The sequence below is a fragment of the Glycomyces sp. NPDC050141 genome, from assembly GCF_055586545.1.
The window spans coordinates 1-24,618 of sequence record NZ_JBVJHZ010000022.1 but is presented as its reverse complement, the minus strand read 5'-3'; the positions used below and the strand labels follow the sequence as shown (position 1 = coordinate 24,618).

The 24,618-nt window shown below is 70.4% G+C and carries 22 protein-coding genes, 1 pseudogene and 1 riboswitch; of the genes and pseudogenes, 21 read left to right on the top strand and 2 right to left on the bottom strand.

Annotated elements, in window-relative coordinates:
• The first annotated feature begins 81 nt into the window (after positions 1 to 81).
• The 16 genes and pseudogenes from ACZ60M_RS14620 (at position 82) to ACZ60M_RS14545 (ending at position 18,201) form a co-directional block, all read left to right on the top strand.
• Positions 82 to 450 (top strand): L-rhamnose mutarotase, encoded by a 369-nt coding sequence (locus ACZ60M_RS14620; protein WP_465418335.1) that lies wholly within the window; start codon positions 82 to 84, stop codon positions 448 to 450.
• A complete protein-coding gene (gene rhaI, locus ACZ60M_RS14615) occupies positions 447 to 1,616 on the top strand; it encodes an L-rhamnose isomerase (RefSeq protein ID WP_465418237.1) in 1,170 nt (389 codons plus the stop codon). The genes ACZ60M_RS14620 and rhaI overlap by 4 nt, the downstream gene beginning before the upstream one ends.
• A gap of 3 nt (positions 1,617 to 1,619) precedes the next feature.
• Positions 1,620 to 3,644 (top strand): bifunctional aldolase/short-chain dehydrogenase, encoded by a 2,025-nt coding sequence (locus ACZ60M_RS14610; RefSeq protein WP_465418235.1) that lies wholly within the window; start codon positions 1,620 to 1,622, stop codon positions 3,642 to 3,644.
• A gap of 44 nt (positions 3,645 to 3,688) precedes the next feature.
• Positions 3,689 to 5,086 carry a rhamnulokinase gene (locus tag ACZ60M_RS14605; RefSeq protein WP_465418333.1) on the top strand — a complete coding sequence of 466 codons (1,398 nt, stop codon included), beginning with the start codon at positions 3,689 to 3,691 and terminating at the stop codon, positions 5,084 to 5,086.
• A gap of 78 nt (positions 5,087 to 5,164) precedes the next feature.
• Positions 5,165 to 6,460, top strand: a complete 1,296-nt coding sequence (locus ACZ60M_RS14600) for an ABC transporter substrate-binding protein (protein WP_465418233.1) — start codon at positions 5,165 to 5,167, stop codon at positions 6,458 to 6,460.
• 23 nt (positions 6,461 to 6,483) lie between these two features.
• The gene (locus ACZ60M_RS14595) at positions 6,484 to 7,473 is read left to right on the top strand and encodes a carbohydrate ABC transporter permease (RefSeq protein ID WP_465418231.1); all 990 of its coding nucleotides are present in this window, start codon (positions 6,484 to 6,486) and stop codon (positions 7,471 to 7,473) included.
• Entirely contained in the window at positions 7,470 to 8,390 is a 921-nt protein-coding gene (locus ACZ60M_RS14590) for a carbohydrate ABC transporter permease (RefSeq protein ID WP_465418230.1), read from the top strand. Before ACZ60M_RS14595 ends, ACZ60M_RS14590 begins: the two co-directional genes overlap by 4 nt.
• Position 8,391: 1 nt before the next feature.
• On the top strand, positions 8,392 to 9,003 hold the full coding sequence (locus ACZ60M_RS14585; protein WP_465418228.1) for a hypothetical protein: 612 nt from the start codon (positions 8,392 to 8,394) through the stop codon (positions 9,001 to 9,003).
• 339 nt (positions 9,004 to 9,342) lie between these two features.
• Positions 9,343 to 9,951 (top strand): CDP-alcohol phosphatidyltransferase family protein, encoded by a 609-nt coding sequence (locus ACZ60M_RS14580; protein ID WP_465418226.1) that lies wholly within the window; start codon positions 9,343 to 9,345, stop codon positions 9,949 to 9,951.
• 117 nt (positions 9,952 to 10,068) lie between these two features.
• Positions 10,069 to 10,446: a glycine cleavage system protein GcvH gene (gcvH, locus tag ACZ60M_RS14575; RefSeq protein ID WP_465418224.1), complete on the top strand. Its 378-nt coding sequence runs from the start codon at positions 10,069 to 10,071 to the stop codon at positions 10,444 to 10,446.
• A 34-nt stretch (positions 10,447 to 10,480) separates the two neighbouring features.
• Positions 10,481 to 10,918, top strand: coding sequence for an FHA domain-containing protein (locus ACZ60M_RS14570; protein ID WP_270123406.1), 438 nt, complete (start codon positions 10,481 to 10,483; stop codon positions 10,916 to 10,918).
• Between the two features lie 129 nt (positions 10,919 to 11,047).
• Positions 11,048 to 11,503: pseudogene (locus ACZ60M_RS14565) on the top strand (bifunctional nuclease family protein); the annotation flags it as partial.
• A 113-nt stretch (positions 11,504 to 11,616) separates the two neighbouring features.
• Positions 11,617 to 12,174, top strand: coding sequence for a MerR family transcriptional regulator (locus ACZ60M_RS14560; protein ID WP_465418222.1), 558 nt, complete (start codon positions 11,617 to 11,619; stop codon positions 12,172 to 12,174).
• Positions 12,175 to 12,195: 21 nt separating this feature from the next.
• Positions 12,196 to 12,296: riboswitch (glycine riboswitch) on the top strand.
• A gap of 77 nt (positions 12,297 to 12,373) precedes the next feature.
• A complete protein-coding gene (gene gcvP / locus ACZ60M_RS14555) occupies positions 12,374 to 15,226 on the top strand; it encodes an aminomethyl-transferring glycine dehydrogenase (RefSeq protein WP_465418220.1) in 2,853 nt (950 codons plus the stop codon).
• A gap of 90 nt (positions 15,227 to 15,316) precedes the next feature.
• On the top strand, positions 15,317 to 16,978 hold the full coding sequence (locus ACZ60M_RS14550; RefSeq protein WP_465418218.1) for a VWA domain-containing protein: 1,662 nt from the start codon (positions 15,317 to 15,319) through the stop codon (positions 16,976 to 16,978).
• A gap of 71 nt (positions 16,979 to 17,049) precedes the next feature.
• On the top strand, positions 17,050 to 18,201 hold the full coding sequence (locus tag ACZ60M_RS14545) for a chorismate-binding protein (RefSeq protein ID WP_465418216.1): 1,152 nt from the start codon (positions 17,050 to 17,052) through the stop codon (positions 18,199 to 18,201).
• Here the strand turns inward: ACZ60M_RS14545 and ACZ60M_RS14540 are convergent.
• On the bottom strand, positions 18,187 to 18,405 hold the full coding sequence (locus ACZ60M_RS14540; protein WP_465418214.1) for a hypothetical protein: 219 nt from the start codon (positions 18,403 to 18,405) through the stop codon (positions 18,187 to 18,189). The genes ACZ60M_RS14545 and ACZ60M_RS14540 overlap by 15 nt on opposite strands.
• Positions 18,406 to 18,661: 256 nt before the next feature.
• Here ACZ60M_RS14540 and ACZ60M_RS14535 point away from each other — a divergent pair, with 256 nt between their 5' ends.
• On the top strand, positions 18,662 to 19,030 hold the full coding sequence (locus ACZ60M_RS14535; RefSeq protein WP_465418213.1) for an ankyrin repeat domain-containing protein: 369 nt from the start codon (positions 18,662 to 18,664) through the stop codon (positions 19,028 to 19,030).
• Here the strand turns inward: ACZ60M_RS14535 and ACZ60M_RS14530 are convergent, their stop codons facing one another.
• The gene (locus tag ACZ60M_RS14530) at positions 19,031 to 19,957 is read right to left on the bottom strand and encodes a LysR family transcriptional regulator (protein ID WP_465418211.1); all 927 of its coding nucleotides are present in this window, start codon (positions 19,955 to 19,957) and stop codon (positions 19,031 to 19,033) included.
• Positions 19,958 to 20,034: 77 nt separating this feature from the next.
• Here ACZ60M_RS14530 and ACZ60M_RS14525 point away from each other — a divergent pair, with 77 nt between their 5' ends.
• The 4 genes from ACZ60M_RS14525 to ACZ60M_RS14510 all read left to right on the top strand — a co-directional run bounded on the left by ACZ60M_RS14525 (position 20,035) and on the right by ACZ60M_RS14510 (position 24,464).
• Positions 20,035 to 20,772, top strand: a complete 738-nt coding sequence (locus tag ACZ60M_RS14525; protein ID WP_465418209.1) for a succinate dehydrogenase cytochrome b subunit — start codon at positions 20,035 to 20,037, stop codon at positions 20,770 to 20,772.
• 1 nt (position 20,773) lies between these two features.
• The gene (locus ACZ60M_RS14520) at positions 20,774 to 22,711 is read left to right on the top strand and encodes a fumarate reductase/succinate dehydrogenase flavoprotein subunit (RefSeq protein ID WP_465418207.1); all 1,938 of its coding nucleotides are present in this window, start codon (positions 20,774 to 20,776) and stop codon (positions 22,709 to 22,711) included.
• Positions 22,708 to 23,454 carry a succinate dehydrogenase/fumarate reductase iron-sulfur subunit gene (locus ACZ60M_RS14515; RefSeq protein ID WP_465418205.1) on the top strand — a complete coding sequence of 249 codons (747 nt, stop codon included), beginning with the start codon at positions 22,708 to 22,710 and terminating at the stop codon, positions 23,452 to 23,454. The genes ACZ60M_RS14520 and ACZ60M_RS14515 overlap by 4 nt, the downstream gene beginning before the upstream one ends.
• A 251-nt stretch (positions 23,455 to 23,705) precedes the next feature.
• Entirely contained in the window at positions 23,706 to 24,464 is a 759-nt protein-coding gene (locus ACZ60M_RS14510; protein WP_465418203.1) for a MerR family transcriptional regulator, read from the top strand.
• The last annotated feature ends 154 nt before the right edge of the window (positions 24,465 to 24,618 follow it).

The window sequence follows — 24,618 nt, the reverse complement described above, 5'->3', positions numbered from 1 at the left end:
TTCATGAATCGATTCAATATCTTGCGGCCGATTCCCGCTCCACTTCCGAGGAGGAACCCCTTGGCAGCCCCGACCAACGGCTTGCAAGCGCCTTCCAAGGCGCGCGTGTGCTTCACGCTCCGCGTCCGGCCCGACCGCCTGGACGAGTACCGCGAACGCCACGCCGCCGTCTGGCCCGACATGCTCGCCGCCCTCGCCGCCACCGGCTGGACCAACTACTCCCTCTTCCTCGGCGACGACGGCCTCCTCGTCGGCTACCTCGAGACCGACGACTTCGACGCCGCCCGCACCGGCATGGCCGCAACCGAGGTCAACGCCCGCTGGCAGGCCGAGATGGCCCCCTTCTTCGAAGGCACCGGAGGCGCCAACGCCGACGACGCCTTCACCGTCCTCCCCGAAGTGTTCAACCTCGAAACCCAACTGGCGCAGACCGAAGGAACCGGCGAATGAGCGACCGCAAGCAGCACGCGAAGCAGGTCCTCGCGACCCAGACCATCGAACTGCCCTCCTGGGCCTTCGGCAACTCCGGCACCCGCTTCAAGGTCTTCGCCCAGCACGGCGTCCCCCGCGACCCCTTCGAGAAGCTCGCCGACGCCGCCCAGGTCAACCAGTACACCGGCGCCGCCGGGTCCGTCGCCCTCCACATCCCCTGGGACAAAGTGGACGACTACGAGGCGCTCGCCGCCCACGCCGCCGACCTCGGCGTCAAGATCGGCACCATCAACTCCAACACCTTCCAAGACGACGACTACATGCTCGGATCGGTCTGCCACCCCGACGCGGCCGTGCGCCGCAAGGCCACCGACCACCTCCTCGAATGCGTCGACATCATGGACGCCACCGGCTCGGCCGACCTCAAGCTCTGGTTCGCCGACGGCACCAACTACCCCGGCCAGGACTCCATCGCCGACCGCCAGGCCCGCCTCGCCGACGTCCTCGCCGAGGTCTACGCACGCCTCGGCGCAGGCCAGCGCCTCCTCCTCGAATACAAGCTGTTCGAGCCGTCGTTCTACACGATGGACGTCCCCGACTGGGGCACCGCCTACGCGCACTGCCTCAAGCTCGGTGCGAAGGCGCAGGTCGTCATCGACACCGGCCACCACGCGCCGGGCACGAACATCGAGTTCATCGTCGCGATGCTCCTGCGGGAAGGGAAGCTCGGCGGGTTCGACTTCAACTCGCGGTTCTACGCCGACGACGACCTCATGGTCGGCTCGGCGGACCCGTTCCAGCTGTTCCGGATCATGCACGAGCTCGCGCTGCAAGGCGTGGTGGGCCCGGACTCGGGCATCGCGTACATGCTCGACCAGTGCCACAACATCGAGCCGAAGATCCCCGGCCAGATCCGCTCGGTCATGAACGTGCAGGAGGCGACCGCGAAGGCGCTCCTGGTCGACACCGACGCGCTGGCCGCCGCGCAGCGCGCGGGGGATGTGCTCGGTGCGAACGCGGTTCTGATGGACGCGTACAACACCGACGTGCGCCCGCTGCTGGCCGAACTGCGCGCTGAGCAGGGCCTGGACGCCGACCCGATGGCCGCCTACGCGGCTTCCGGCTATGCGGAGAAGATCCGGGCCGACCGCCAGGGCGGCCAGGCCGCCGGGTGGGGCGCGTAGCCGATGAGCGCGAAGCAGGAGCTGATCGGCCGGTCGAACCGGCTGGGCGCGGACAAGCGGAACACGAACTTCGCGGGCGGCAACACCTCCGCGAAGGGCACCGAGACCGACCCGGTCACGGGCGAGCCGGTGGAGTTGCTGTGGGTCAAGGGCTCCGGCGGCGACCTCGGCACGTTGACCGAGTCCGGTCTGGCGGTGCTGCGGCTGGACCGGATGCGGGCCATGGTGGACACCTATCCGGGTGTCGATGCCGAGGACGCGATGGTCGCGCGGTTCGACTACTGCCTGCACGGCCGCGGCGGTGCCGCACCCAGTATCGACACGGCGATGCACGGCCTTGTCGACGCCGCGCACGTCGACCACCTGCACCCGGATTCGGGGATCGCGTTCGCCACGTCCGCTGACGGCCCCGCCCTCACCAAGGAGTGCTTCGGCGACCGCGTCGTGTGGGTCGATTGGCGGCGCCCCGGTTTCCAGCTGGGCCTGGACATCGCGGCGATCAAGGCCGCGAACCCGCAGGCCATCGGGTGCATCCTCGGCGGGCACGGCATCACCGCCTGGGGCGACACCTCCGAAGCGTGCGAGGCGAACTCCCTCGAGATCATCTCCGGCTGCGAGGCGTTCATCGCCGAACGCGGCCGCAAAGACCCCTTCGGCCAGCGCGTGACCGAACCCCTCGATGCTGAGGCGCGCGCTGCGCGTGCGGCCGCTCTGGCTCCGGTGGTCCGGGGTCTGGTGTCGACCGACCGGCGTCAGGTCGGGCATTTCACCGACGACGCCGTGGTCCTCGATTTCCTGGCCTCGGAGCGGATGCCGGAGCTCGCGGCGCTCGGTACGTCGTGCCCTGACCATTTCTTGCGTACCAAGGTGCGGCCGCTCGTGCTGGAAACTGCTGCGGGGCAGCCGTTTGCGGAGGTTATCGCTCACCTGCAGGAGCGGCATGCGGCCTACCGTGCGGATTACGCCGCCTACTATGAGCGGTTCGCTGTGGAGGGTTCGCCCGCGATGCGCGGGGCGGACCCGGCGATCGTGCTCGTGCCGGGTGTGGGCATGTTCTCGTTCGGGCCGGACAAGAAGACCGCTCGGGTGGCGGGGGAGTTCTACGTCAACGCGATCAACGTGATGCGCGGTGCGGAGGCGATCTCCCAGTATGCACCGATCGACGAGTCCGAGAAGTTCCGTATCGAGTACTGGGACCTTGAGGAGGCGAAGCTCCGGCGGCTGCCGAAGCCGAAGCCGCTCGCCGGGCGGGTCGCGTTCGTGACCGGCGCGGCCGGGGGTATCGGCAAGGCCACCGCTGAACGGCTCGCCGCCGAAGGTGCCTGTGTCGTGATCGCCGATCTCGACCTGGCGAAGGCCGAGGAGGCCGCTGCCGGGATCGGGAACGCGGATGTCGCGGTCGGTGTGGCCTGCAACGTGACCGACGAGGCGGCCGTGGCCGCTGCGATCGGTGCGGCGGCGGTGGCGTTCGGCGGTGTGGACCTGGTCGTGAACAATGCCGGGCTGTCGCTGTCGAAGCCGCTGCTGGAGACGACCGGCGCGGACTGGGACCTGCAGCACGACGTGATGGCGAAGGGCTCTTTCCTGGTCAGCCGCGAGGCCGCGCGGTTGATGATCGCGCAGGGTTTGGGCGGGGACATCGTCTACATCGCGTCGAAGAACTCGGTGTTCGCGGGCCCCAACAACATCGCGTACTCCGCCACAAAAGCCGACCAGGCCCACCAGGTCCGGTTGCTCGCCGCCGAGCTCGGGGAGCACGGCATCCGCGTCAACGGGATCAACCCCGACGGCGTGGTGCGCGGCTCCGGGATCTTCGCCTCCGGGTGGGGCGCCAACCGCGCCGCCGTGTACGGCGTCGAGGAGTCCGAACTCGGCAAGTACTACGCCGGGCGCACCCTCCTGAAGAAAGAGGTGCTGCCGTCTTCGGTAGCCGACGCGGTCTATGCGCTGGTCGGCCCCGATCTCGGGCTCACCACCGGCGTCCACATCCCCGTGGACTCGGGCAATCCGCAGGGGTTCCTGCGGTGACGCTCCTTGCCGCCGTCGACCTCGGCGCGTCCTCGGGGCGCGTCATGGCCGCCCGTGTCCGCGCCGACCGGATCGACCTTGTCGAGGCCGCCCGGTTCCCCAACCGTGCGGTCAATGTCCGCGGGCGCCTGTACTGGGACGTGCTGGGCCTGTGGTCGGGCATCCTCGACGGCCTGCGCGCCGTACCGGGTGCGGTCGCGGTCGGTGTGGACTCGTGGGCGGTCGACTACGGCCTGATCGGCGCTGACGGGCATCTCGCGGGGAACCCGGTCTGCTATCGGGACCCGCGCGGCGCCGCCGCCAAAGCCGCAGTGCTCGAAGAGGTCGGTGCCGCGGACCTGTTCGCCGCCACCGGTATCCAGCCGCAGCCGTTCAACACGATCTTCCAGCTCACCGCCGAAACCACCGATGCCCACCAGGCGCTGCTGATCCCCGACCTCATCGGGTACTGGCTCTCCGGTGTCCCTGCATGGGAGGCGACGAACGCGTCCACCACGGGCCTGGTCGATCTCGCCACCGGCGACTGGTCGCAGGGCCTTGCCGACCGGCTCGGCATCGACCTCGGCCTGCTCGGCCCGGTCACGCCCACGGGCACGGTCCTGGGCCCGGTCCTGCCCGAGGTCGCCGCAGCGACCGGGCTCGCCGCGTCCACGCAGGTGATCGCGACCGCCAGCCACGACACCGCCGCGGCCGTCGCCGCCGTCCCCTACGAGGGCGAACGCGCCGCGTACATCTCGTGCGGCACGTGGTCGCTCGTCGGCGTCGAACGCGACACCCCGGTCACGGGCCCCGAAGCGCTCGAGGCGGGTTTCACGAACGAGCGCGGCGCGGACGGGTCGATCCGGTTCCTGCGCAACGTCGCCGGGCTGTGGCTGCTCAACGAGTCGATCCGCACGTGGCGGTCGCAGGGCCTCGACGTCGACCTCGCGGGCCTGCTCGCCGAAGCCGCGAAGGCCGAGCGGCTCAGGTCGGTCGTCGATCCCGACGACGCCCGGTTCGCCGACCCCGGCGACATGCCCGGTCGCCTCCGCGCCTACTGCGCCGAAACCGGGCAGCCGGTTCCCGAGACCCCCGCGGAGGTGGCCGCGTGTGTGCTCGACTCGCTCGCGCTGGCCCACCGCCGCGCGGTCGCCTCGCTCGAAACCCTCACCGGGGAGCCGGTCGAGACCGTCCACATCGTCGGCGGCGGCGCGAACAACGCGCTGCTGTGCCAGTTGACGGCCGACGCCGTCGGCCGTCCGGTCCTGGCCGGGCCCGACGAGGCCACCGCCCTGGGCAACGCCCTCGTGCAGGCCCAGGCGCTGGGTCTGATCGCACCCGGGCCTGCGGCCCGGCGGGCTGTCGCCCGCGATTCTGCACGTCCGCGCCGATACGAACCCCAAGGGCCGCAACAGCCCTGGGCGGGTGCGGCCGCGCGGCTCGAACCCGCCCGCGTCCCCTGACGCGGGCAGCGAACTCAATAGATCCCGAAGGCCCGCCCCCCGGGGCGGGACCCCTCTAATAAGAAGGAGCAATCAACGATGATGCGCAACCCTCACGGCCTCCGCCGCAGGTCCGTCCTCACCGGCGCCTCGGCCGCCGCGGTCCTCGCCGCTGCCGCCGCCTGCGGTGAAGACGGCCCGGCCGGCACCGCCGACGACCCGATCGAGATCAGCTTCGAATGGTGGGGCGACGAGACCCGCGCGACGATCACCAAAGAGGCGATCGCGCTGTTCGAGCAGAAGAACACCGGCATCAAGGTGAAGCCGAACTTCGCCGACTTCCCCGCGTACTGGGAGTCGATGGCCGGCCGCATGGCCTCGAAGGACCTTCCGGACGTGTTCCAGATGGACTACTCGCGGCTGCGCCAGTTCGGGCAGACCGGTCTGCTGCTGCCCCTGGACGGGGTCGTCAAGACCGACGACTTCCGCGAGGGCTTCCTGGAGACCGCGAAGCTCGACGGCAAGCTCGTCGCCGTCCCGGCCGCGGGCAACACCCTCGGCCTGATCTACCGCTCGGACTGGTTCGAGCAGCACGGCGTGACCGCGCCCGCGCCCGGCTACTCGTGGGACAACTACGCGGCCGACATCGCCACCGTGACCGCAGGTCTGGGCGACGGCAAGTGGGGCGGCGGCGACTGGGCCGGGCAGTACCACTTCATGGAGCTGTGGCTGCGCCAGCAGGGCGGCTCGTTCTACACCGAGGACGGCAAGGCCCTCAACTTCGACCAGGCCAAGCTCGCCGAGTGGTGGCAGACCACGGCGGCCCTGTACGCCGCCGGGGACGTCCCGCCGGTCGCGACCACCGTTGAATGGGTCGAGGGCGGCCTCGTCCAGGACCTGCTCGCCTCCGAGATCGGGTGGGACAACTTCCTGCCCGGCATGGCCCCCACCGTCGAGGCGAACGGCGGCGCGCTGGCGCTGTCGGCGCCCCCGTCGCTGGACCCGAACAACCTGGGCCTGTACCTCAAGCCCTCCATGCAGTTCGTGATCTCGGCCGCGACCGAGCAGGCCGAGGCCTCCGCGAAGCTCATCGACTTCCTCCTCGGCGACCCCGAGGCGATCGCGATCCTGGGCACCAGCCGCGGCATCCCGGCCACCAACGCCGGGCTCGCGAACGTCGAGCTGGACGCGGCCTCGCAGGCCGTCATCGACTACGAGGCGTCGGTCGAGCAGTACCTGACCACGCCCCCGCCCGCCCCGCCGGCCGCGACCGGCGCGATCGAGGTCAAGTTCGGCGAGCTGTACCAGCAGGTCCAGTACGCCGAGATGACCCCGGCCGACGCCGCCGCGCTGTTCTTCACCGAGGCCGAGACCCTCCTCGCCAACGAGCAGTAACACCCATTTAAGGAATCCTCACCGTGTCAGCTTCTCCCTCCACGACCGCGCCACCCGCGGCCGAAGAGGCCGGAGCGCCGCCCGCGCGCGGGAACCGGGGGGCGGCCAAGCGCCGCACCCCGGTGTCCCGCCGCGGCGAGCGGCTCGTCGGCTACACCTTCATGACCCCCTGGATCATCGGGTCGCTCGTCTTCACCGTCGGTCCGATGCTGTGGTCGCTGTACCTCTCGTTCACCGACTACCACCTGCTGCTGGGCGGGGAGTTCATCGGCCTGGAGAACTACACGGCGATGTTCGACGACCCGATGTTCGGCCGGGCCGTCAAAGTGACCCTCCTGTACGTGCTGCTGGCCGTGCCGCTCAAGCTCATCGCGTCCCTGGCGGTCGCGATGCTCCTGACGCAGTCGCGGCGCGGCATCGGCTTCTACCGGGCCGCGTTCTACATGCCCTCGCTCATCGCCATGAGCGTCGGCATCGCGATCGTGTGGAAGGCCCTGTTCGCCGGAGGCGGCCCCCAGGACCAGATCATGTCCTGGTTCGGGTGGGACGGCGGCGGGTTCATCGGCAACCCGTCCGTGTCCATCCTCATGCTCGTCCTGTTGAGCGTGTGGACGTTCGGCGCACCGATGGTCATCTTCATGGCCGGGCTCCTGCAGGTACCCGGCGAGCTCCACGAAGCCGCCGAAGTCGACGGCGCCGGCAGATGGCACCGGTTCGTGCACATCACGATCCCGATGCTGTCGCCGGTCATCTTCTTCAACGTGCTCATGGAGACCGTGCACGCGTTCCAGCTGTTCGGTCCCGCGTTCATCATCGGCGGCACCGCCGGCGGACCGGCCTGGTCGACCCTGTTCTACACCGTCCGCATCTACGCCCTGGCGTTCGTGGACCTGCGCATGGGCTACGCGTCGGCTTGGGCGTGGATGCTCGTGCTCGCCGTCGGCGTGGTCACCCTCGTCATGTTCCGCGCCGCCAAGAACCTCGTCTACTACGCGGGGGAGGACAACAAATGAGCGCCGTTACCGCCACTGAGCCAATTGACGGCTCGCAAGCGTCGCCGAAGGGGCGCGTGATCCCGCGCAAGAAGCGCACCGCGGGCGCCAAAGCCAGATCCGTGATCTGGCACGTCGCCCTCCTGGCGGTCCTCGTGGTCGTCCTCTACCCCGCGTTCTGGGTCCTGACCGCCGCGGTCAAACCCAACGCCGAGATCCTCACCAGCATCTCGCCGATCCCGACCTCCATCACGTGGGAGCACTTCGCGTCCGCGTTCGACGGCATGGCCGGGGTCCCGCTGTGGCGGTTCTTCTGGAACTCGTTCGTCATCGCCGCGATGTCGGTGGTCGGCATCGTCGCCTCGTGCTCGATCACCGCGTACGCCCTGGGCCGCCTGGAGTTCCCCGGCCGCAAGGCGATGTTCGCGGTGGTCATCGCGACGCTCCTGCTGCCCGGCCAGGTCATGCTCATCCCGCAGTACCTGATCTTCTCCGAGATGGACGTCGTCAACACGATCTTCCCCCTCGTGATCGGCAAGTTCCTCGGCCTGGACGCGTTCTTCGTGTTCATGTACGTCCAGTTCCTGCGCGGCATCCCGCGCGAACTCGACCAGGCCGCGACCATCGACGGCGCCGGGCACTTCCGGATCTTCTTCTCCATCATGCTGCCGCTGCTGCGCCCGGCGATCGTGACGTCCTCGATCTTCACGTTCATCTGGTCGTGGAACGACTTCATGGGACCCCTGATCTACCTCCACGAGATCGAGAAGTTCCCCATGCCGCGACTGCTGCAGTCCTACAACAACACCGAGGCCGTCTCCAACTACGGCGGCATGATGGCCATGACCCTCCTGTCGCTCCTGCCGGTGGTGCTGTTCTTCCTGGTGTTCCAGAAGTTCCTCATCAAGGGCATCGCGACCTCAGGCGTGAAGGGCTAGCGTGGCCGCCGCGGCACGCAGAAGGCAGGCGTTCGGCGAGGGGTTCGCGCTCCTGGCCGAATGCCTGCTCACCGGCGTCTGGCTGGTCCTGGCGGCACTGCCGGTCGTGACGCTCCCGGCGGCGCTGGCCGCCGGGGCCCGGCACCTCGGGGCCTACACCGACGGCGAGACGCGCGGCTGGACCGGCTACTGGGCGGACTTCCGGACCGCATGGCGCCAGTCGTGGCAGGTCGGCCTCGCGGTCGTCGGCGCCGGCCTGCTCCTGGCGCTCAACCTCCTCGTGCTGGCGCAGGAAGGCGTCCCCGGCCGCCCCGGATTCGCCCTCGCGACGTTCATAGTCGCGGGCCTGGCCGCCACCGTCCTGCTGCGCGCCGCCGCCGCATGGACCCCGGGGGAGCAGTGGCGGCAACTGTTCACCCGCGCCCTCGACGACACTAGGAGCGACCCGTCCGGGACCGGCATCCTCCTCGGCGGCGTCGCCGTCCTGGCCGCCACCACCTGGGCGCTGTGGCTCCTCATCGTGCCCATGAGCGGCTGCCTCATCGGCGCCGCCGTCGCCGTCCGGCGCCGCCGCACCGCCCGCGAACAGGAAGCCGAACGCGACGCCCGGTAGGCGCCCGCGAACGCCCCGACACCCCGAGCCGGTCCGCGAGGACCGGCCCGGGGTTGTTTCCTGTCACGTTTTCCCGGCCGCCCGCACCCCGAATCCATCCTCAATAGACAAGCGGCGCCCGGCCCCAACTCGGCCGCTCCACTCCCCGCACCCGTCCCGGCCCTTGCGGCGGGCCCTAAATTCCGGGATACAGGTGTCGGACCCTCCGGTTAGAATCCAGATACACCCACCGAACCGGACCGACGACAAAACACCGCCCGCCGCAGCGACGGGCGAGAGGAGACCGACCCAGGGCGCGCAGTCGACGCTACGACCGCGGGCCCCGCCGAGAGGACCGCCTTGAACAGACCAGCAGCAGCGCCGCTCCCCGGTTGGGGCGTATGGACGTGGCCCAACCTCGTCACCGCCGTGCGCCTCCTCGGCATCCCGCTGGTCTGCTACCTCCTGCTGGCCACCCAGTACTACTGGCAGGCCGCGATCATCCTCGCCGTCGGCGGCGGCACCGACTGGGTCGACGGCCAGCTCGCCCGGCGCCTGGGCCAGGTCTCCAAACTCGGTCGGCTCCTCGACCCGTTCGTCGACCGGCTCTACATCCTCTCCTCGCTGCTCATGCTCACCTTCCTGGGCCTGCTGCCGTGGCCGTTCACCGTCGCCGTCCTCGCCCGCGAAGCACTCCTCGTCTCCATCGTCATCGTCCTGCGCTGGCACGGCTTCGCCCCCCCGCAAGTCCACTTCCTCGGCAAATGCGCCACCGCGATGCTGTTCATGTCCTTCCCCGTGCTCGTCGTCGCCGGACTCGTCGCCGACGCCCACGCCTGGGCCGCCCCCCTCGGCTGGGCCCTCGGCTGGTGGGGCCTGGCCCTGTACTGGCTCGCCGCCATCGTCTACCTGCGCCAGGCCGCCGGGCTCCTGAAGACCGGACGCCCCCAGCCGAGCGTCGCCGCCTAGGGACCGCGAGCCCATGATCACGAGCCGCGGCCCCGCCGCAGCGCGCCCGCGCCCGGGCGATACGGTCATGATCGTCCGACCCGCCGCACGGCGGGGTTTCCATGAGGGGAGCGCCAGGTGATTCCGGAGCAACTGCGTTACACCGCGGAGCACGAGTGGGTCGAGGAGCGCGATGCGAACATCGTCCGCATCGGCATCACCGAGTTCGCGCAGAACGCGCTCGGCGACGTCGTATTCGTCCAGCTCCCGGAGGCAGGCACCGAGGTTCGGGCAGGTGACGTGGTCGGCGAAGTCGAGTCGACCAAGAGCGTCTCTGACGTGTACGCTCCGTTGACCGGTAAGATTCTTTCGTGCAATAGCGAATTGTCGGAATCCCCGGAATTGGTGAACAGCGACCCCTATGCGGCGGGCTGGATGTTCGACATCGAGGTCGAGGATGCCGGCTCGCTCACTGCTTTGCTCGACGCCGGTGCGTATGCGAAGCTTACTGAGTGACCAGAGGGTCCAGACTTGTAGAAGGTGGCAATCCATGACGCGTTCGAATGACGAGTTCCCTCCGCCGGATGTTACGGCCACGATGAACCTGTCCGCGCTCCAGGAGAGCGGCGAGGTCGACGCGGAGACGAACGCCGCGAACCTGGCGAGCTCGCTTCCCGCGGGAACCGCTTTGCTGCTCGTCCGCCGCGGACCGAACGCGGGCGCCCGCTTCCTGCTCAACCAGGAGGTGACCACCTCCGGGCGGCACCCCGACTCCGATATCTTCCTCGACGACGTGACCGTCTCGCGGCGCCACGCCGAGTTCCACCGCGACGCGGCCGGATTCACCGTCCGCGACGTCGGCTCCCTGAACGGCACGTACGTCAACCGCGAACGCGTGGAGACCGCAGGCCTGGGCAACGGCGACGAAGTCCAGATCGGCAAGTTCCGCCTCGTGTTCGTCTCCGGCCCCAAACTCACCGCGGCCTGACAAGGCCCCCGGCGGCGCCCCAAGGACGCCGACCGCGAGTAGGCTGACAGTCTCGAGGACCCGCCCCGGGGCCACCCCGGAGCGGGTCCGACCTTTTTCCAGAACACGGCACCTCATGGAGGCGAACCGGTGCGGATGATGACCGTAGTCGGGGTCCGCGTGGAACTCCCGAGCAACCAACCGGTAGTCCTGCTCAAGGAAGCCGAAGGCCACCGGTACCTGCCGATCTGGATAGGCACCGTCGAGGCCGCCGCGATCGCCTACCAGCAGCAGGACGTCCAGCTGGCGCGCCCGCTCACCCACGACCTCATGCGCGACGTCCTCGACGCCCTCGACGTCACCCTCACCGCCGTCGAGATCACCGAACTGCGCGACACCGTCTACTTCGCCGAACTCGTCCTCGACGGCCGCACCCGCGTCTCCTCCCGCTCCTCCGACGCCATCGCGCTCGCCCTGCGCGCCGAGGCCCCGATCTGGTGCGCCGACGCCGTCCTCGACGAAGCCGGCGTCGTCCTGCCCGACACGCAGGAGGACGAAGTGGAGAAGTTCCGCGAATTCCTCGAAGAGGTCACGCCCGAGGACTTCGGCGAAAGCCAGTTACCCCTGCCCCACCTGTTCGAGGTTTTCTCTCGTTCAGCCCATGGTGGAGGGTCCGGCGGCTACGCTCACCTCGATGAACTCATCCAGGGGAGGAAGCCATGGACGCCCACAGTGAACCCGCAGGCCGCACGGCGGTCCCCCCCAACCAGATCCGCGGCTGGAGGGGCACCGCCGCATGCCGCGTCGTCGGCATCTCCTACCGCCAGCTCGACTACTGGGCCCGCACCGGACTCGTCGAACCCTCCATCCGCCGCGCCTCCGGCTCCGGCTCCAACCGCCTCTACTCCTTCCGCGACATCATCGTCCTCAAAGTCATCAAACGCCTCCTCGACGCCGGCGTCTCCCTCCAGAACATCCGCAAAGCCGTCGAGGCCCTGCGCTCCCGCGGCGTGAAAGACCTCGCCGAGATCACCCTCATGTCCGACGGCTCCACCGTCTACGAATGCCGCTCCGCAGGCGAGGTCATCGACCTCCTCCGCGGCGGCCAGGGCGTCTTCGGCATCGCCGTCCGCACCACCGTCACCGAGGTCATGGGCCGCCTCGCCACCCTCCCCGGCGAAGCCCCCGTCAAGACCCCGACCCGCCTCCACCCGCCCGAGCAGACCCAGGGGCACCACACCGGGACCGTGCCCGGTCGCCGACGCACCGCCTCCTGACCTACCATGGCCGCAGAGCCGCAAAACCGGGCGGGAGAGACCGTGGGCCACACCAGCTACACGGCACCGAAGGGGCAAGTCCCTCGCTTCAAACTCTCAGGTACCAGGACCGCCCAGGTCAGGCCGCTCTGGAGCTGACGCGAGCCGGTCGGTGACAGACGAGGGGATGCCAGTGTCGTCCCATGTCACCGGAGGAACCGTGACCGACCGTTCATTCGCCGCCCGCCACATCGGCACCAGCACCGCCGACCAGGACGCCATGCTCAAGGCCGTCGGCCAACCCAGCCTCGACGCCCTCATGGACGCGTGCATGCCCGCACTCATCCGCTCCCGCGACGGCCTCGACCTCCCCGCCGCGATCAGCGAGACCGAAGCCCAGGCCGAACTCGCCGCACTCGCCGCCCAGAACACACCCGCCCGCGCCATGATCGGCCTGGGCTACTACGGCACCCACACCCCCGCCGTCATCCGCCGCAACGTCCTGGAGAACCCCTCCTGGTACACCGCGTACACGCCCTACCAGGCCGAGATCTCCCAAGGCCGCCTCGAAGCGCTCCTGAACTTCCAGACCATGTGCACCGACCTCACCGGCCTCGACATCGCCGGAGCCAGCCTCCTCGACGAAGCCACCGCCGCCGCCGAAGCGATGCTCCTCGCCCGCCGGTCCGCACCCTCGGCGAAGCTTGCGAGCCGTAAATTGGCAGGGCAGGCCGCCGGGAACGTCTTCGCCGTCGACCACCGCGTCCTCCCGCAGACCCTCGCCGTCCTGCGCACCCGCGCCGAACCGGTCGGCATCGACCTCGCAGTCGCCGACCTCACCGACCCCGCCGCGATCCCCGACGGCGCCTTCGGCGTCCTCCTCCAATACCCCGGTGCCGACGGCACCGTCCACGACTGGACCCCCGTCATCGAAGCCGCCCACGGGAAGGGCGCGCTCGTCACCGTCGCCGCCGACCTCCTCGCCCTCACCCTCCTCAAAGCCCCCGGCGAACTCGGCGCCGACATCGCCGTCGGCTCCACCCAGCGCCTGGGCATGCCCATGGGCTTCGGCGGCCCCCACGCCGGGTACATGGCCGTCCGCGACACCCTCCAGCGCCAGCTCCCCGGCCGCCTCGTCGGCGTCTCCCGCGACACCGCCGACGCCCCCGCGCTGCGCCTCGCCCTCCAAGCCCGCGAACAGCACATCCGCCGCGAGAAGGCCACCAGCAACATCTGCACCGCCCAGGTCCTCCCGGCCGTCATCGCCGCGTCCTACGCCGTCTGGCACGGCCCCGAAGGCCTCAAAGCGATCGCGGGGCACGCCGCCCGCTCGGCCGGGCGCCTCGCCGCCGCACTCGACGCCGCAGGCATCGCCCGCACCGGCGCCTACTTCGACACCGTCACCGCCACGGTGCCCGGCCGCGCCGACGCCATCGTCGCGGCGGCCGCCGCGAACGGCGTCGACCTCTACCGCGCCGACGCCGACACGGTCACCGTCGCCTGCGACGAGACCACCACCGACACCGACCTGCGCACCGTCTGCGACGCCTTCGGCGCCGCACTCCAAACTGCCAGCGCTGACGGCATCCCGGCCGGGCTGCGGCGCGAATCGGCGTACCTGACCCACCCGGTGTTCACCGCCCACCACTCCGAGACCGCCATGATGCGGTACCTGAAGCGCCTGGCGGACAAGGACTACGGGCTCGACCGCGGCATGATCCCCCTCGGGTCGTGCACGATGAAGCTGAACGCCGCCGCCGAGATGGAGCCGATCACCTGGCCCGAGTTCGCCGACGTCCACCCCCTCGCCCCCGCCGACCAGACCCGCGGCTGGCAGACCCTCATCACGCAGCTGGAGGGGTGGCTGGCCGACGTGTGCGGGTACGCCGCCGTCTCCGTCCAGCCCAACGCCGGATCGCAGGGCGAGCTCGCCGGGCTCCTCGCCATCCGTGCCTGGCACCACGACCGCGGCGACACCGGCCGGGACCTGTGCCTCATCCCTGCCAGCGCCCACGGCACGAATGCGGCGTCGGCGATCCTGGCGGGGATGCGCGTGGTCGTGGTCGCGTGCGACGAGGCCGGGAACGTCGACCTCGCCGACTTGGACGCGAAACTCGTCCAGCACGCGGACCGGCTCTCGGCGTTGATGGTGACGTACCCGTCGACGCACGGCGTGTACGAGGAGACGATCGTTGAGGTGTGCGCGAAAGTCCACGATGCGGGCGGGCAGGTGTACGTGGACGGCGCGAACCTGAACGCGCTGCTGGGGTGGGCGAAGCCGGGCCGGTTCGGGGCGGACGTGTCGCATCTGAACCTGCACAAGACGTTCTGCATTCCGCACGGCGGCGGTGGTCCGGGTGTGGGTCCGGTCGCGGTCGCGGAGCACCTGGTGCCGTTCCTGCCTTCTGATCCGATGGCGGAGGTGGCGGGGCCGGTGGGTCCGGTGTCGCAGGCGCGGTGGGGTTCGGCGGGGATTCTGCAGATCCCGTGGATGTATCTGCGGATGATGGGCCCGGACGGGGTCACGGCGGCGACGGCTGCGGCGGTGCTGGCGGCGAACTATGTGGCGGCGCGGCTGCGGGAGCACTACCCGGTGCTGTACGCGGGGAAGCACGGTCTGGTGGCGCATGAGTGCATCCTCGATCTGCGGGAGCTGACGAAGGCCTCGGGCGTGACGGTGGAGGACGTGGCGAAGCGGTTGATCGATTACGGGTTCCATGCGCCGACGATGTCGTTCCCGGTGGCGGGGACGTTGATGGTGGAGCCGACGGAGTCTGAGGACCTGGCCGAGCTGGACCGGTTCTGCGAGGCGATGATCGCGATCCGCGCGGAGATCGACGCGGTCGCGTCCGGTGCCGTGGCGGTGGAGGCGTCGGCGCTGCGTGCGGCCCCGCACACGGCCGCGGTCGTGACCGCTGACGAGTGGGGTCGGGCGTATTCGCGTTCGGAGGCGGCGTGGCCCGCCGGTGCGGGTGGGGCGAAGTACTGGCCGCCGGTCGGGCGTATCGACAATGCGTGGGGGGACCGCAACCTGGCGTGCACGTGCCCGCCTGTCGAGGCGTTCGGGGAGTAGTCGAACGCGGGCCCCGCTCACCACAGTGGGCGGGGCCTGAGGCAGGGGCTTTACACTGGGCGCCGACGATTCCCCCCAGGAGTGACGCAGATGGTTTTCGGTTCTACGCACAAGGTGAAGTCGCACCGGCTCGGGCGGCGGCGCAAGAAGGGCGGCAACCGCATGGTGGTGGCCCCCTGGATCGTGATCACGCTGGTGTCGGTGCTCGTCGCTTCGGGGTTGACGTGGGGTTTCGTGGCGCTGATGCGGTCGGGTTGCGACGGGCCGATGTACCGGGTGACGATCGCGGCCGCGCCGAGCCTGGCCGGGACGCTGCAGGACGCGGCGCAGGCGTGGGAGGCGACGCAGCCGGAGGCTTCCACGGGGCAGTGCATCGGCGCCGATGTCCGCGAGGTGTCCGCGGCGAGTGCGTCGCGGGGGATCAGCGGGGAGTGGGACACGGTGACGCTGGGGCCGCGGCCGATCGCGTGGGTGCCTGATTCGCAGGCGTGGGTGTCGTGGCTGGCGTCGAACGAGACGACGGCCGGGTTCGTGGCGGCGGAGCCGCTGGTGCTCGGTCAGGCGTCGTCGGTGCTGGCGGTCGCGAACTCGAAGGCGACGGAGCTGGGCTGGGTCGGCGGTGAGCCGCCGACGTGGGCCGATGTCCTGGCTGCGGCCGAGTCCGGGGACGTGACGCTGGGGGCGGCGAACCCGCGGACGTCGACCGAGGGCCTGGTGGCGATGCTGAACGCGGCCGGTGACGGCTCGGGCGGGTTCTCCGAAGAGGCGATGGCCGCGTGGAAGGCCGCGACCGGTTCAGGTGCGCTCACGGACTCCGCGGACGAGCAGTTGAGCGCGCTGGTCGAAGCGCCGGACCCGACCCGTGTTGTGACCGCTCTGGGCTACCAGGTCGATGATTTCAACGGCATGAACGCCCCGGCCGATCCGCTCGTCCCGGTCACGGTGGCCGGGTCGGGTGTGAGCGCGGTGGCGACCTATCAGGTGCTCGGCGGCGGGTGGGTCTCCGAGTCCGATGCCGCGATCGCCGGGCAGTTCGGCGACTACCTGGCAGGCATGGTCGAGTCGGGGGAGTTCGAGGACGCCCAGCTCGGTTCGGTGGACGACCCGGCCGCGGCGCTGGCGCAGACGAGCCCGGAGACCGTCGGTGAGGCGGTCCGGACCTGGCAGGTCGGTCGCGAGGACCTGCACGTGCTGTTCCTGGTCGATCGTTCCTCTTCGACCGTCCAGGAGAGCGTCACGTATGACGGTGAGGACCTGACGGCCGGGGACGCGGCGGTGCGCGCGGCCGTGGCGACCGTGGGCGCGATGGAGTCGACGTACCGGGTCGGGGTGTGGGAGTACGGGGTCGGCGCCGGCGACGACGCGCCGTACCGCGAGGTGACGGGGTTGACCGAGCTGTCCGCCGAGGGGCGCGAGAGCGTCGAGACCGACCTGTACGACGTCTCGGAGAACAACTACGACGGCGGGTCGCCGCTGTACGACACCCTCGTGGCGGCGAGCGCGTACATGAACGGCGAGGCGACCGACGGGGCGCTGAGCGTGATCGTCGTGTTGACCAACGCGTCGCAGGACGAGGTGAGCGACGGGACCGCCGAGGAGACCGCGGCCGAGCTGGCGGCGCCGACGGTGGTGTACACGGTCGGGTTCGGCCAGACCGACCCGGTGAACCTCACCGTGCTCGCGGAGGCGACCGGGGGCGCGTTCATCACCGGGCCGGACGCGGGCGGCGTCCTGGACGCCATCGGCGGCTAGACCGCGCGCTGCCTGGTGAGGTGAGCCACACGGTCGGGTTCGGCGGGCCCGGGCGCGGCGATACTTGGATCATGCCGAACTTCCGCGCCGTCCGCCCCGCCCCGCCGGGCGTGCCCGCGGCGTGCCGGGATCGGCTCGTCGAGGTCGACCGGCTCGAATGGCGCATCGGCGACGGCGGCGACCCCGCCGAGCTCGCGGCCGCGTTCCGGGCCCGCCACCTCGACGGCAGCGAGCACGCCGACGACGACGGCGCGGTCTGCGGTATCGCGGTCCTGATCTCGGCCGCCGCCGGTGCGGTCATGGTCGGCGGCGCCCACGGTGCACCCACGCCGGTCCCGGCCGTGCCGGACCTCGCGCTCGTCGCCTACGTCCACGGCCCCGCACGCGAACCGGAACCGTTCGGGCCGTTCCACGTCGGGGCCTGGGCGCCGTCGTGGTCGCGGGCCGACCACGCGGAGGCCGTCACCTCGGTGCAGGACGCGATCGGCCGCGGCGACGTGTACGTCGCCAACGTCGTCGGGCACCGCCGCGCGCCATGGTCGGGCGACCCGGCCGCGCTCGCGCACGCGGCGTCCACCGTGACCGGCGCGGTCTGGGGCGGCGTCCTCTCCGGCGACGACTGGCTCATCGCCTCCGGGTCTCCCGAGTGCTTCCTCACCGCCGACCGGGCCACGGCCGCGACCCACCCGATCAAAGGCACCGCACCGGCCACAGCAGAGGGACGGGCCGCGCTGCTCGCCTCCGTCAAAGAACGCGCCGAGCACGTCATGATCGTCGACCTCGAACGCAACGACCTCGCCCAGATCGCCGTCCCGGGCACCGTCGCGGTCAAAGACCTCTTCCACATCGGCCGGTGGGCCGACACGTGGCACGCCGAGTCCACTGTCACCGCCGACCTCGACCCCGGTACCGGCTTCGCCGACCTGCTGCGCGCGACCTGCCCGCCCGGGTCGGTCACCGGCACACCGAAACTCGCGATGCTCGACCTCGTCGGCGCCCTCGAACCGGTCGGCCGCGGCCCCGCCATGGGCGCCTTCGGCTACCTCACCGGGCACGAGACGCGCCTGGGCGTCACCATCCGCACCGTCGCGCTCGACGCTGAACACGCCCACGTGTGGTCCGGCGGCGGCATCACCTGGCGCTCCGAACCCGAAGCCGAAGTGGCCGAAGCCGAAGCGAAAGCCGCCGGCGTCGCCGCGGCCCTGCGCTCAGTCGTGCACTGAACGCCAGATCGCGAGCGTCTGCTCCTTCGCCTGCTCCCTGAGCGCATCGGGCCACTCGGCCCGGTACAGGCGCAGCCGCGGCGTCGAGGAGTCCAGCTCGACCACGCAGCCCAGCGCCATCGGAGGATCGGGATGGACGCGGCGCAGCCACACGGTCCCGGCATTGCCCTCGTCGCCGCTCACTTGGATAGTGCGATGTTCCAATTGGAACTGCCCTAGGATTTTCGGCTCGTTCATGCCCGAGTCCTCACCGTTTGTGTCCCACCGTTAGAAGGAACCGCGGCGGACTCGTGTCAGCGAAGCGCCCGCGCGGGCCCGCATCAATCTTTCCCACGCCCGCGCAGCCGTGTCAATACCCGACCCGACACCTGCCCGGGTGAACTCCACTGGGAGCGGTCCATTGCGGAGGCCCCCGGCCGAACCCGAACGTCACCCGTCCGGGTGTGAAAAACTGTGCGGCGTGAGCGATGACGAGGAATTCAACGACATAGCCGAAGCCGCCTTCGACCTGGCCCGCACCGGCGAGACCGAACGCCTGCTCCGCTTCGTCGAAACCGGGCTCCCGGTCGACCTGGTGAACGGCTCGGGCGACTCCCTGCTGATGCTGGCCGCCTACCACGGCCACGCCGACACCGCCCGCGCCCTGCTCAAAGCGGGCGCCGACGCCGAGAAACGCAACGACCGCGAGCAGTCCCCGCTCGCCGGAGCGGTCTTCAAGGACTACAAGGACGTCGTCACCGTGCTCCTGGACGCCGGAGCCGACCCCGACGCCGGGACCCCCTCGGCCCGCCAGATCGCCGCCATGTTCGACCGGGACACCTTCAAGTAATCAGAGGGCCTGCATGCCCTGCGGCAGACGCCCCCAGGCGTGCAGGTCCGTCAGGTGCGCCTCCAGCGACGCCGCGAACGCCCCCGCCGCCTTCGTCAGCGGCGCCTCCCGCCGCGCCGCCAGCGCGATCGTGCGGCTCGCGCCCGGCGGCGCGATCGGCGTGGCCCGCAGGCCCGGGCGCCCGGCCGCGATCATCGCCGGGAGCAGCGCGATCCCCAGCCCCGCCTCCACGAGCGACGCGACCGCGTCGGTCGCGCCGCCGTCCACGCCGGTGCGCGGCGTGAACCCCGCCTTCTCGCAGGTCGCGATCGTCAGGTCCCGCAGGTCGTAGCCGTGCGCGGGCAGCACGAACGCCTGCTCCCGCAACTGCGGGAGCCCGATGAAGCCCTGCCGTGTCAACGGCGGCAGGTGCGCGGCCGAGGCCACCACGAGCGCTTCCGACAGCAGCGGCTGCACGCTGAGTCCGGCGTCGGTGGCGGTGCCGCCGACCGTGAACGCCAGGTCGAGGTCCCCGGCCGTCAGGCGGTCCGTGAGCGGCCCGGACCCGTCCTCGGTGAGCGTCACCGTCACCCCCGGGTGCGCCTCCAGATACCGCGTCAATAGTGGCGCGATCAGCCACGAGCACAGGGACGGGGTCGCGCCCAGACGCAGGTGCCCGGCGCGGACGGCGAGCACGTCGTCGATGTCCGAGCGGGCCGCCGTCACCGCCGCCGTGATGCGGCGTGCGTGCGGCAGGAGCGTCTGGCCCGCGTCGGTCAGTTCGATGCGGCCGCGCGCGCGGGTGAACAGCGGCGCGCCGAGTTCGGTTTCGAGCGCTTGGATCTGCTTGCTCAATGACGGTTGTGTCACACCGAGTTCTTCGGCCGCATGAGTGAAATGTCGTGTTTGTGCGACAGCGAGGAAGGCCTGGAGTTGCTGCGGGCGCATCTCCATAACCTAACGGCATCAAACAGGGCCACGCCATGAATTGGACCCGTGACCCGTATCGCGTCTAGCCTCTGGACGTGTCTACGGATCTGCAGAACCGACCCGCCGCGAGGCCGGTCAAACGCCCCCGAGCGCCCCAGGCCCCCTGGCGCTCCAACATCGGCCTCAAGATCGCCATGGCCGTCTCCGGCATCCTCCTCGTGCTCTTCCTCGGCGTCCACATGGCCGGGAACCTGCACGTCTTCGAGGGCCGCGAGGAGATGAACGAGTACGCGCACGGCCTGCGCACCCTCGGCCAGCCGCTGGTGCCCGAGGAGAGCATCCTGTGGGTCCTGCGCATCGGCCTCATCGTCTGCGCCGTCGTCCACATCTGGTCGGCCGTCGTGCTCACCCGCCGCGCCCTGGCCGCCCGCCCCGTGCGCTACAAGTCGAAGAAGCCCGCCAAGGGCGAGTCCCGCCACGCGGTCGCCACCATGCGCTGGGGCGCCGTCGTCGTCTTCTTCTTCATCATCTGGCACCTCCTCGACCTGACGTTCCGCACGGTCAACCCCGTCAAGGACGTCCCCGACGCCTACGGCGCGGTCGTCGCCACGTTCAGCCCCGAGCGCTGGCCGGTCACCGTGTTCTACCTGCTGGCGCTGTTCGCGCTCTTCTTCCACCTGCGCCACGGCATCTGGTCGGCCGTGCAGACCATCGCGGGCCCGGACTCGAAGTGGCGCAAGCGCACCCAGGCGGTCGGCCTCGCCGTCGCCCTCATTATCGTCCTGGGGTTCGCCATCGTTCCCCTGTCGGTCACGTTCGGACTGGTGAGCTGATATGAGCACTGACTTCTACCGCGACGGCGAACCCGTCGCGGACGCCAAGGCCCCCGCCGGGCCCATCGCCGACCGCTGGGAGCAGCGCCGCTTCTCCGGGCGCCTGGTGAACCCGGCCAACCGCCGCAAGCTGCGCGTCATCGTCGTCGGCACCGGCCTCGCCGGCGCCTCGGCGGCCGCGACCCTCGGCGAGCTCGGCTACCGGGTCGCGAACTACTGCTTCCAGGACTCCTCGCGCCGCGCGCACTCCATCGCCGCGCAGGGCGGCATCAACGCCGCCAAGAACTACCGCAACGACGGCGACAGCGTCCACCGCCTGTTCTACGACACCGTCAAGGGCGGCGACTTCCGCTCCCGCGAGTCGAACGTGCACCGCCTCGCCGAGGTCTCCACCGAGATCATCGACCAGTGCGTCGCCCAGGGCGTCCCGTTCGCCCGCGAGTACGGCGGCCTGCTCGACAACCGCTCCTTCGGCGGCGCGCAGGTCTCGCGCACGTTCTACGCGCGCGGCCAGACCGGCCAGCAGCTGCTGCTGGGCGCCTACCAGGCCCTGCAGCGCCAGGTCGCGGCCGGGACGGTGGACCTGCACACCCGCCACGAGATGCTCGAACTGGTCATCGTCGACGGCAAGGCCCGCGGCATCGTCGTGCGCGACCTCGTCACCGGCGAGATCTCCACCGAGCTGGCCGACGCGGTCGTCCTGGCCACCGGCGGGTACGGCAACGTCTACTTCCTGTCGACGAACGCCATGGGCTGCAACGTCACCGCCGGGTGGCGCGCACACCGCAAGGGCGCCTACTTCGCCAACCCCTGCTACACGCAGATCCACCCGACCTGCATCCCGCAGTCCGGCGAGCACCAGTCGAAGCTGACGCTCATGTCCGAGTCGCTGCGCAACGACGGCCGCGTGTGGGTGCCGAAGAAGAAGGGCGACGACCGCCACCCCGCCGACATCCCCGAGGACGAGCGCGACTACTACCTGGAGCGCCGCTACCCGGCCTTCGGCAACCTCGTGCCCCGCGACATCGCCTCCCGCGCCGCGAAGATCGTGTGCGACGAGGGCCACGGGGTCGGCCCCGGCGGCCTCGGCGTCTACCTCGACTTCGCCGCCGCGATCGAGCGCCTCGGCCGCAAGGCCGTGGAAGCCAAGTACGGCAACCTGTTCGACATGTACGAGCGCATCACCGGGGAGAACCCGTACGAGCGGCCCATGCGCATCTACCCGGCCGTGCACTACACGATGGGCGGCCTGTGGGTCGACTACGACCTCTCCTCGAACATCCCCGGCCTGTTCGTGACCGGCGAGGCGAACTTCTCCGACCACGGCGCCAACCGCCTGGGCGCCTCGGCGCTCATGCAGGGCCTCTCCGACGGCTACTTCGTCCTGCCGAACACGATCTCCGACTACCTCGCCGACGGCCCGTTCGCGAAGGTCGACGAGTCCCACGAGGAAGTCGTCGCCGCCCGCAAGGCCGTCGACGACCGCATCGAGTTCTTCCTGAACAACGACGGCGACCGCACCGTCGACTCCTTCCACCGCGAGCTCGGCAAGATCATGTGGGAGTACTGCGGCATGGAGCGCACCGACGAGGGCCTGCGCAAGGCCATCGGCCTCATCCGCGGCCTCAAGGACGAGTTCTGGCGCCGCGTCAAGGTCACCGGCACGAACGAGCAGCTCAACCAGGAACTCGAGAAGGCCGGCCGCGTCGCCGACTTCATCGAGCTCGGCGAGCTCATGTGCATCGACGCCCTCCACCGCACCGAGTCGTGCGGCGGGCACTTCCGCGCCGAGTCCCAGACCGAGGACGGCGAAGCCAAGCGCGACGACGACAACTTCTCCTACGTCGCCGCCTGGGAGTTCGGGGAGGACGCGCCCGTCCTCCACAAGGAAGCCCTCGCATTCGAATACGTCAAGCCCACCCAACGGAGCTACAAGTGAAGCTGTCTCTGCGAATCTGGCGCCAGAGCGACGCCCAAGCCGAGGGCAAGATGGTGTCCTACGAGATCGACGAGGTCTCCGAGGACGCGTCCTTCCTGGAGATGCTCGACGTGCTCAACGAGCGCCTCATCACCGAGGGCGAAGACCCGGTCGCGTTCGACCACGACTGCCGCGAAGGCATCTGCGGCGCCTGCTCGCTCGTGATCGACGGCCAGCCGCACGGCCCGCAGGCCGCCACCACCACCTGCCAGCTGCACATGCGCAAGTTCAAGGACGGCGACTCCATCGACGTCGAGCCCTGGCGGGCCGGGGCGTTCCCGGTCATCAAGGACCTCGTCGTCGACCGCAGCGCGTTCGACCGGATCATCCAGGCCGGCGGGTACATCTCCGCGCCGACCGGGACCGCCCCGGACGCCCACGCCGTCCCGATCGCCAAGCAGGACGCCGACGCCGCGTTCTCCGCCGCCGCGTGCATCGGCTGCGGCGCGTGCGTCGCCGCCTGCCCCAACGGCTCGGGCATGCTCTTCATGGGCGCCAAGGTCACCCACCTGGGCCTCATGCCCCAAGGCCAGCCCGAACGCGCCACGCGCGTCCTCGGCATGGTCGCCGCCCACGACGAGGCCGGCTTCGGCGGGTGCACCAACACCGGCGAATGCGCCGCCGCGTGCCCCAAGGAGATCGGGCTCGACGTCATCGGCAAGCTCAACCGCGACTTCCGCAAGGCCGCCATCCGCGCCGCCTAGCACCAGACGCGAAAGAAGCCCCCCGGCGCATGCGCCGGGGGGCTTCCCGTTTCTCCTGCCCCGCGTGAGCGGGGAGACCCCAGGGGGAAATACGCCCCACGTGAATGGGTAATGCCGCCCCATGTAAACAACGACCCGGGCGCGCCCAAGTCGCGGCACGCACGCGTGACCCGCGTCTCTCTTCAGAAACCTTGCGGTTGACGCAGCGTCAGCCAATACCGTCGTAACCGCACTGCGAACGAAGGAGCGGCATGGACACTTGGACGACCGCCGAGGTCGCCCGCCTGGCCGGCGTCTCGGCGCGCACCCTGCGCCACTACGACGCCATCGGCCTGCTCGCCCCGGCCGACCACGACCGGGGCGCACAGCGCCGCTACGGCAGGCCCGAACTGCTGCGCCTGCAGCAGATCCTCCTGCTCAAACGCCTCGGCCTGCGCCTGGACACCGTAGGGGAGATCCTCGGCGGCGGCCTCGAACCCGTCGACGCGCTCAAACGCCACGCCGCCGAGATCGACACCGAACGCTCCCGCCTCGACCGCCTCGCGGCCACCCTCGAGGCGACCATCCGACAACTCGAAGGAGGCCAGCCCATGGCGCCCGAAACCTGGTTCGGCGGACTCGACCCCGCCACCGAGGCCCAGTACCGCGACGAGGCCCGCCGCCGCTGGGGCCAGGCCGTCGTCGAACGCGCCTGGACCGCCCTCCAGGAACTCACCCCTGAAGAGCGCCGTGCGATCCCCGAGCGGTTCAACGACATCAACACCCGCCTCAACGCGCTTCGCGACGCAGGCCGCGCCGCCGACGACGACGCCGTCCAAGAGGTCGTCGTCGACCACTACTGGCTCATCGCCAAGCACTGGGGCTCAGAACCCACCGCCGAGGCCTACAAGGGACTCGGTGCCCTCTACACCGACGACCCCCGCTTCAAAGACACCTACGACCAGGTCGCCGACGGCTTCGCCGCCTACATGCGAGCGGCAATGGACGCCTACGCCGCCGCGAACCTCTAACCCGCGTGGAGGGGGGGGGGGGGGGGGGGGGGGGCCCCCGCGGGGGGGGGGGGGGGGGGGGGGGGGGGGGAGAAACAAGCACCCCCCCCCCATGTTTTCAAAATCTTGCGCTGACCCCCCCCCAAGGGGAATTGTCCCCGCACCCCGGCGTTGT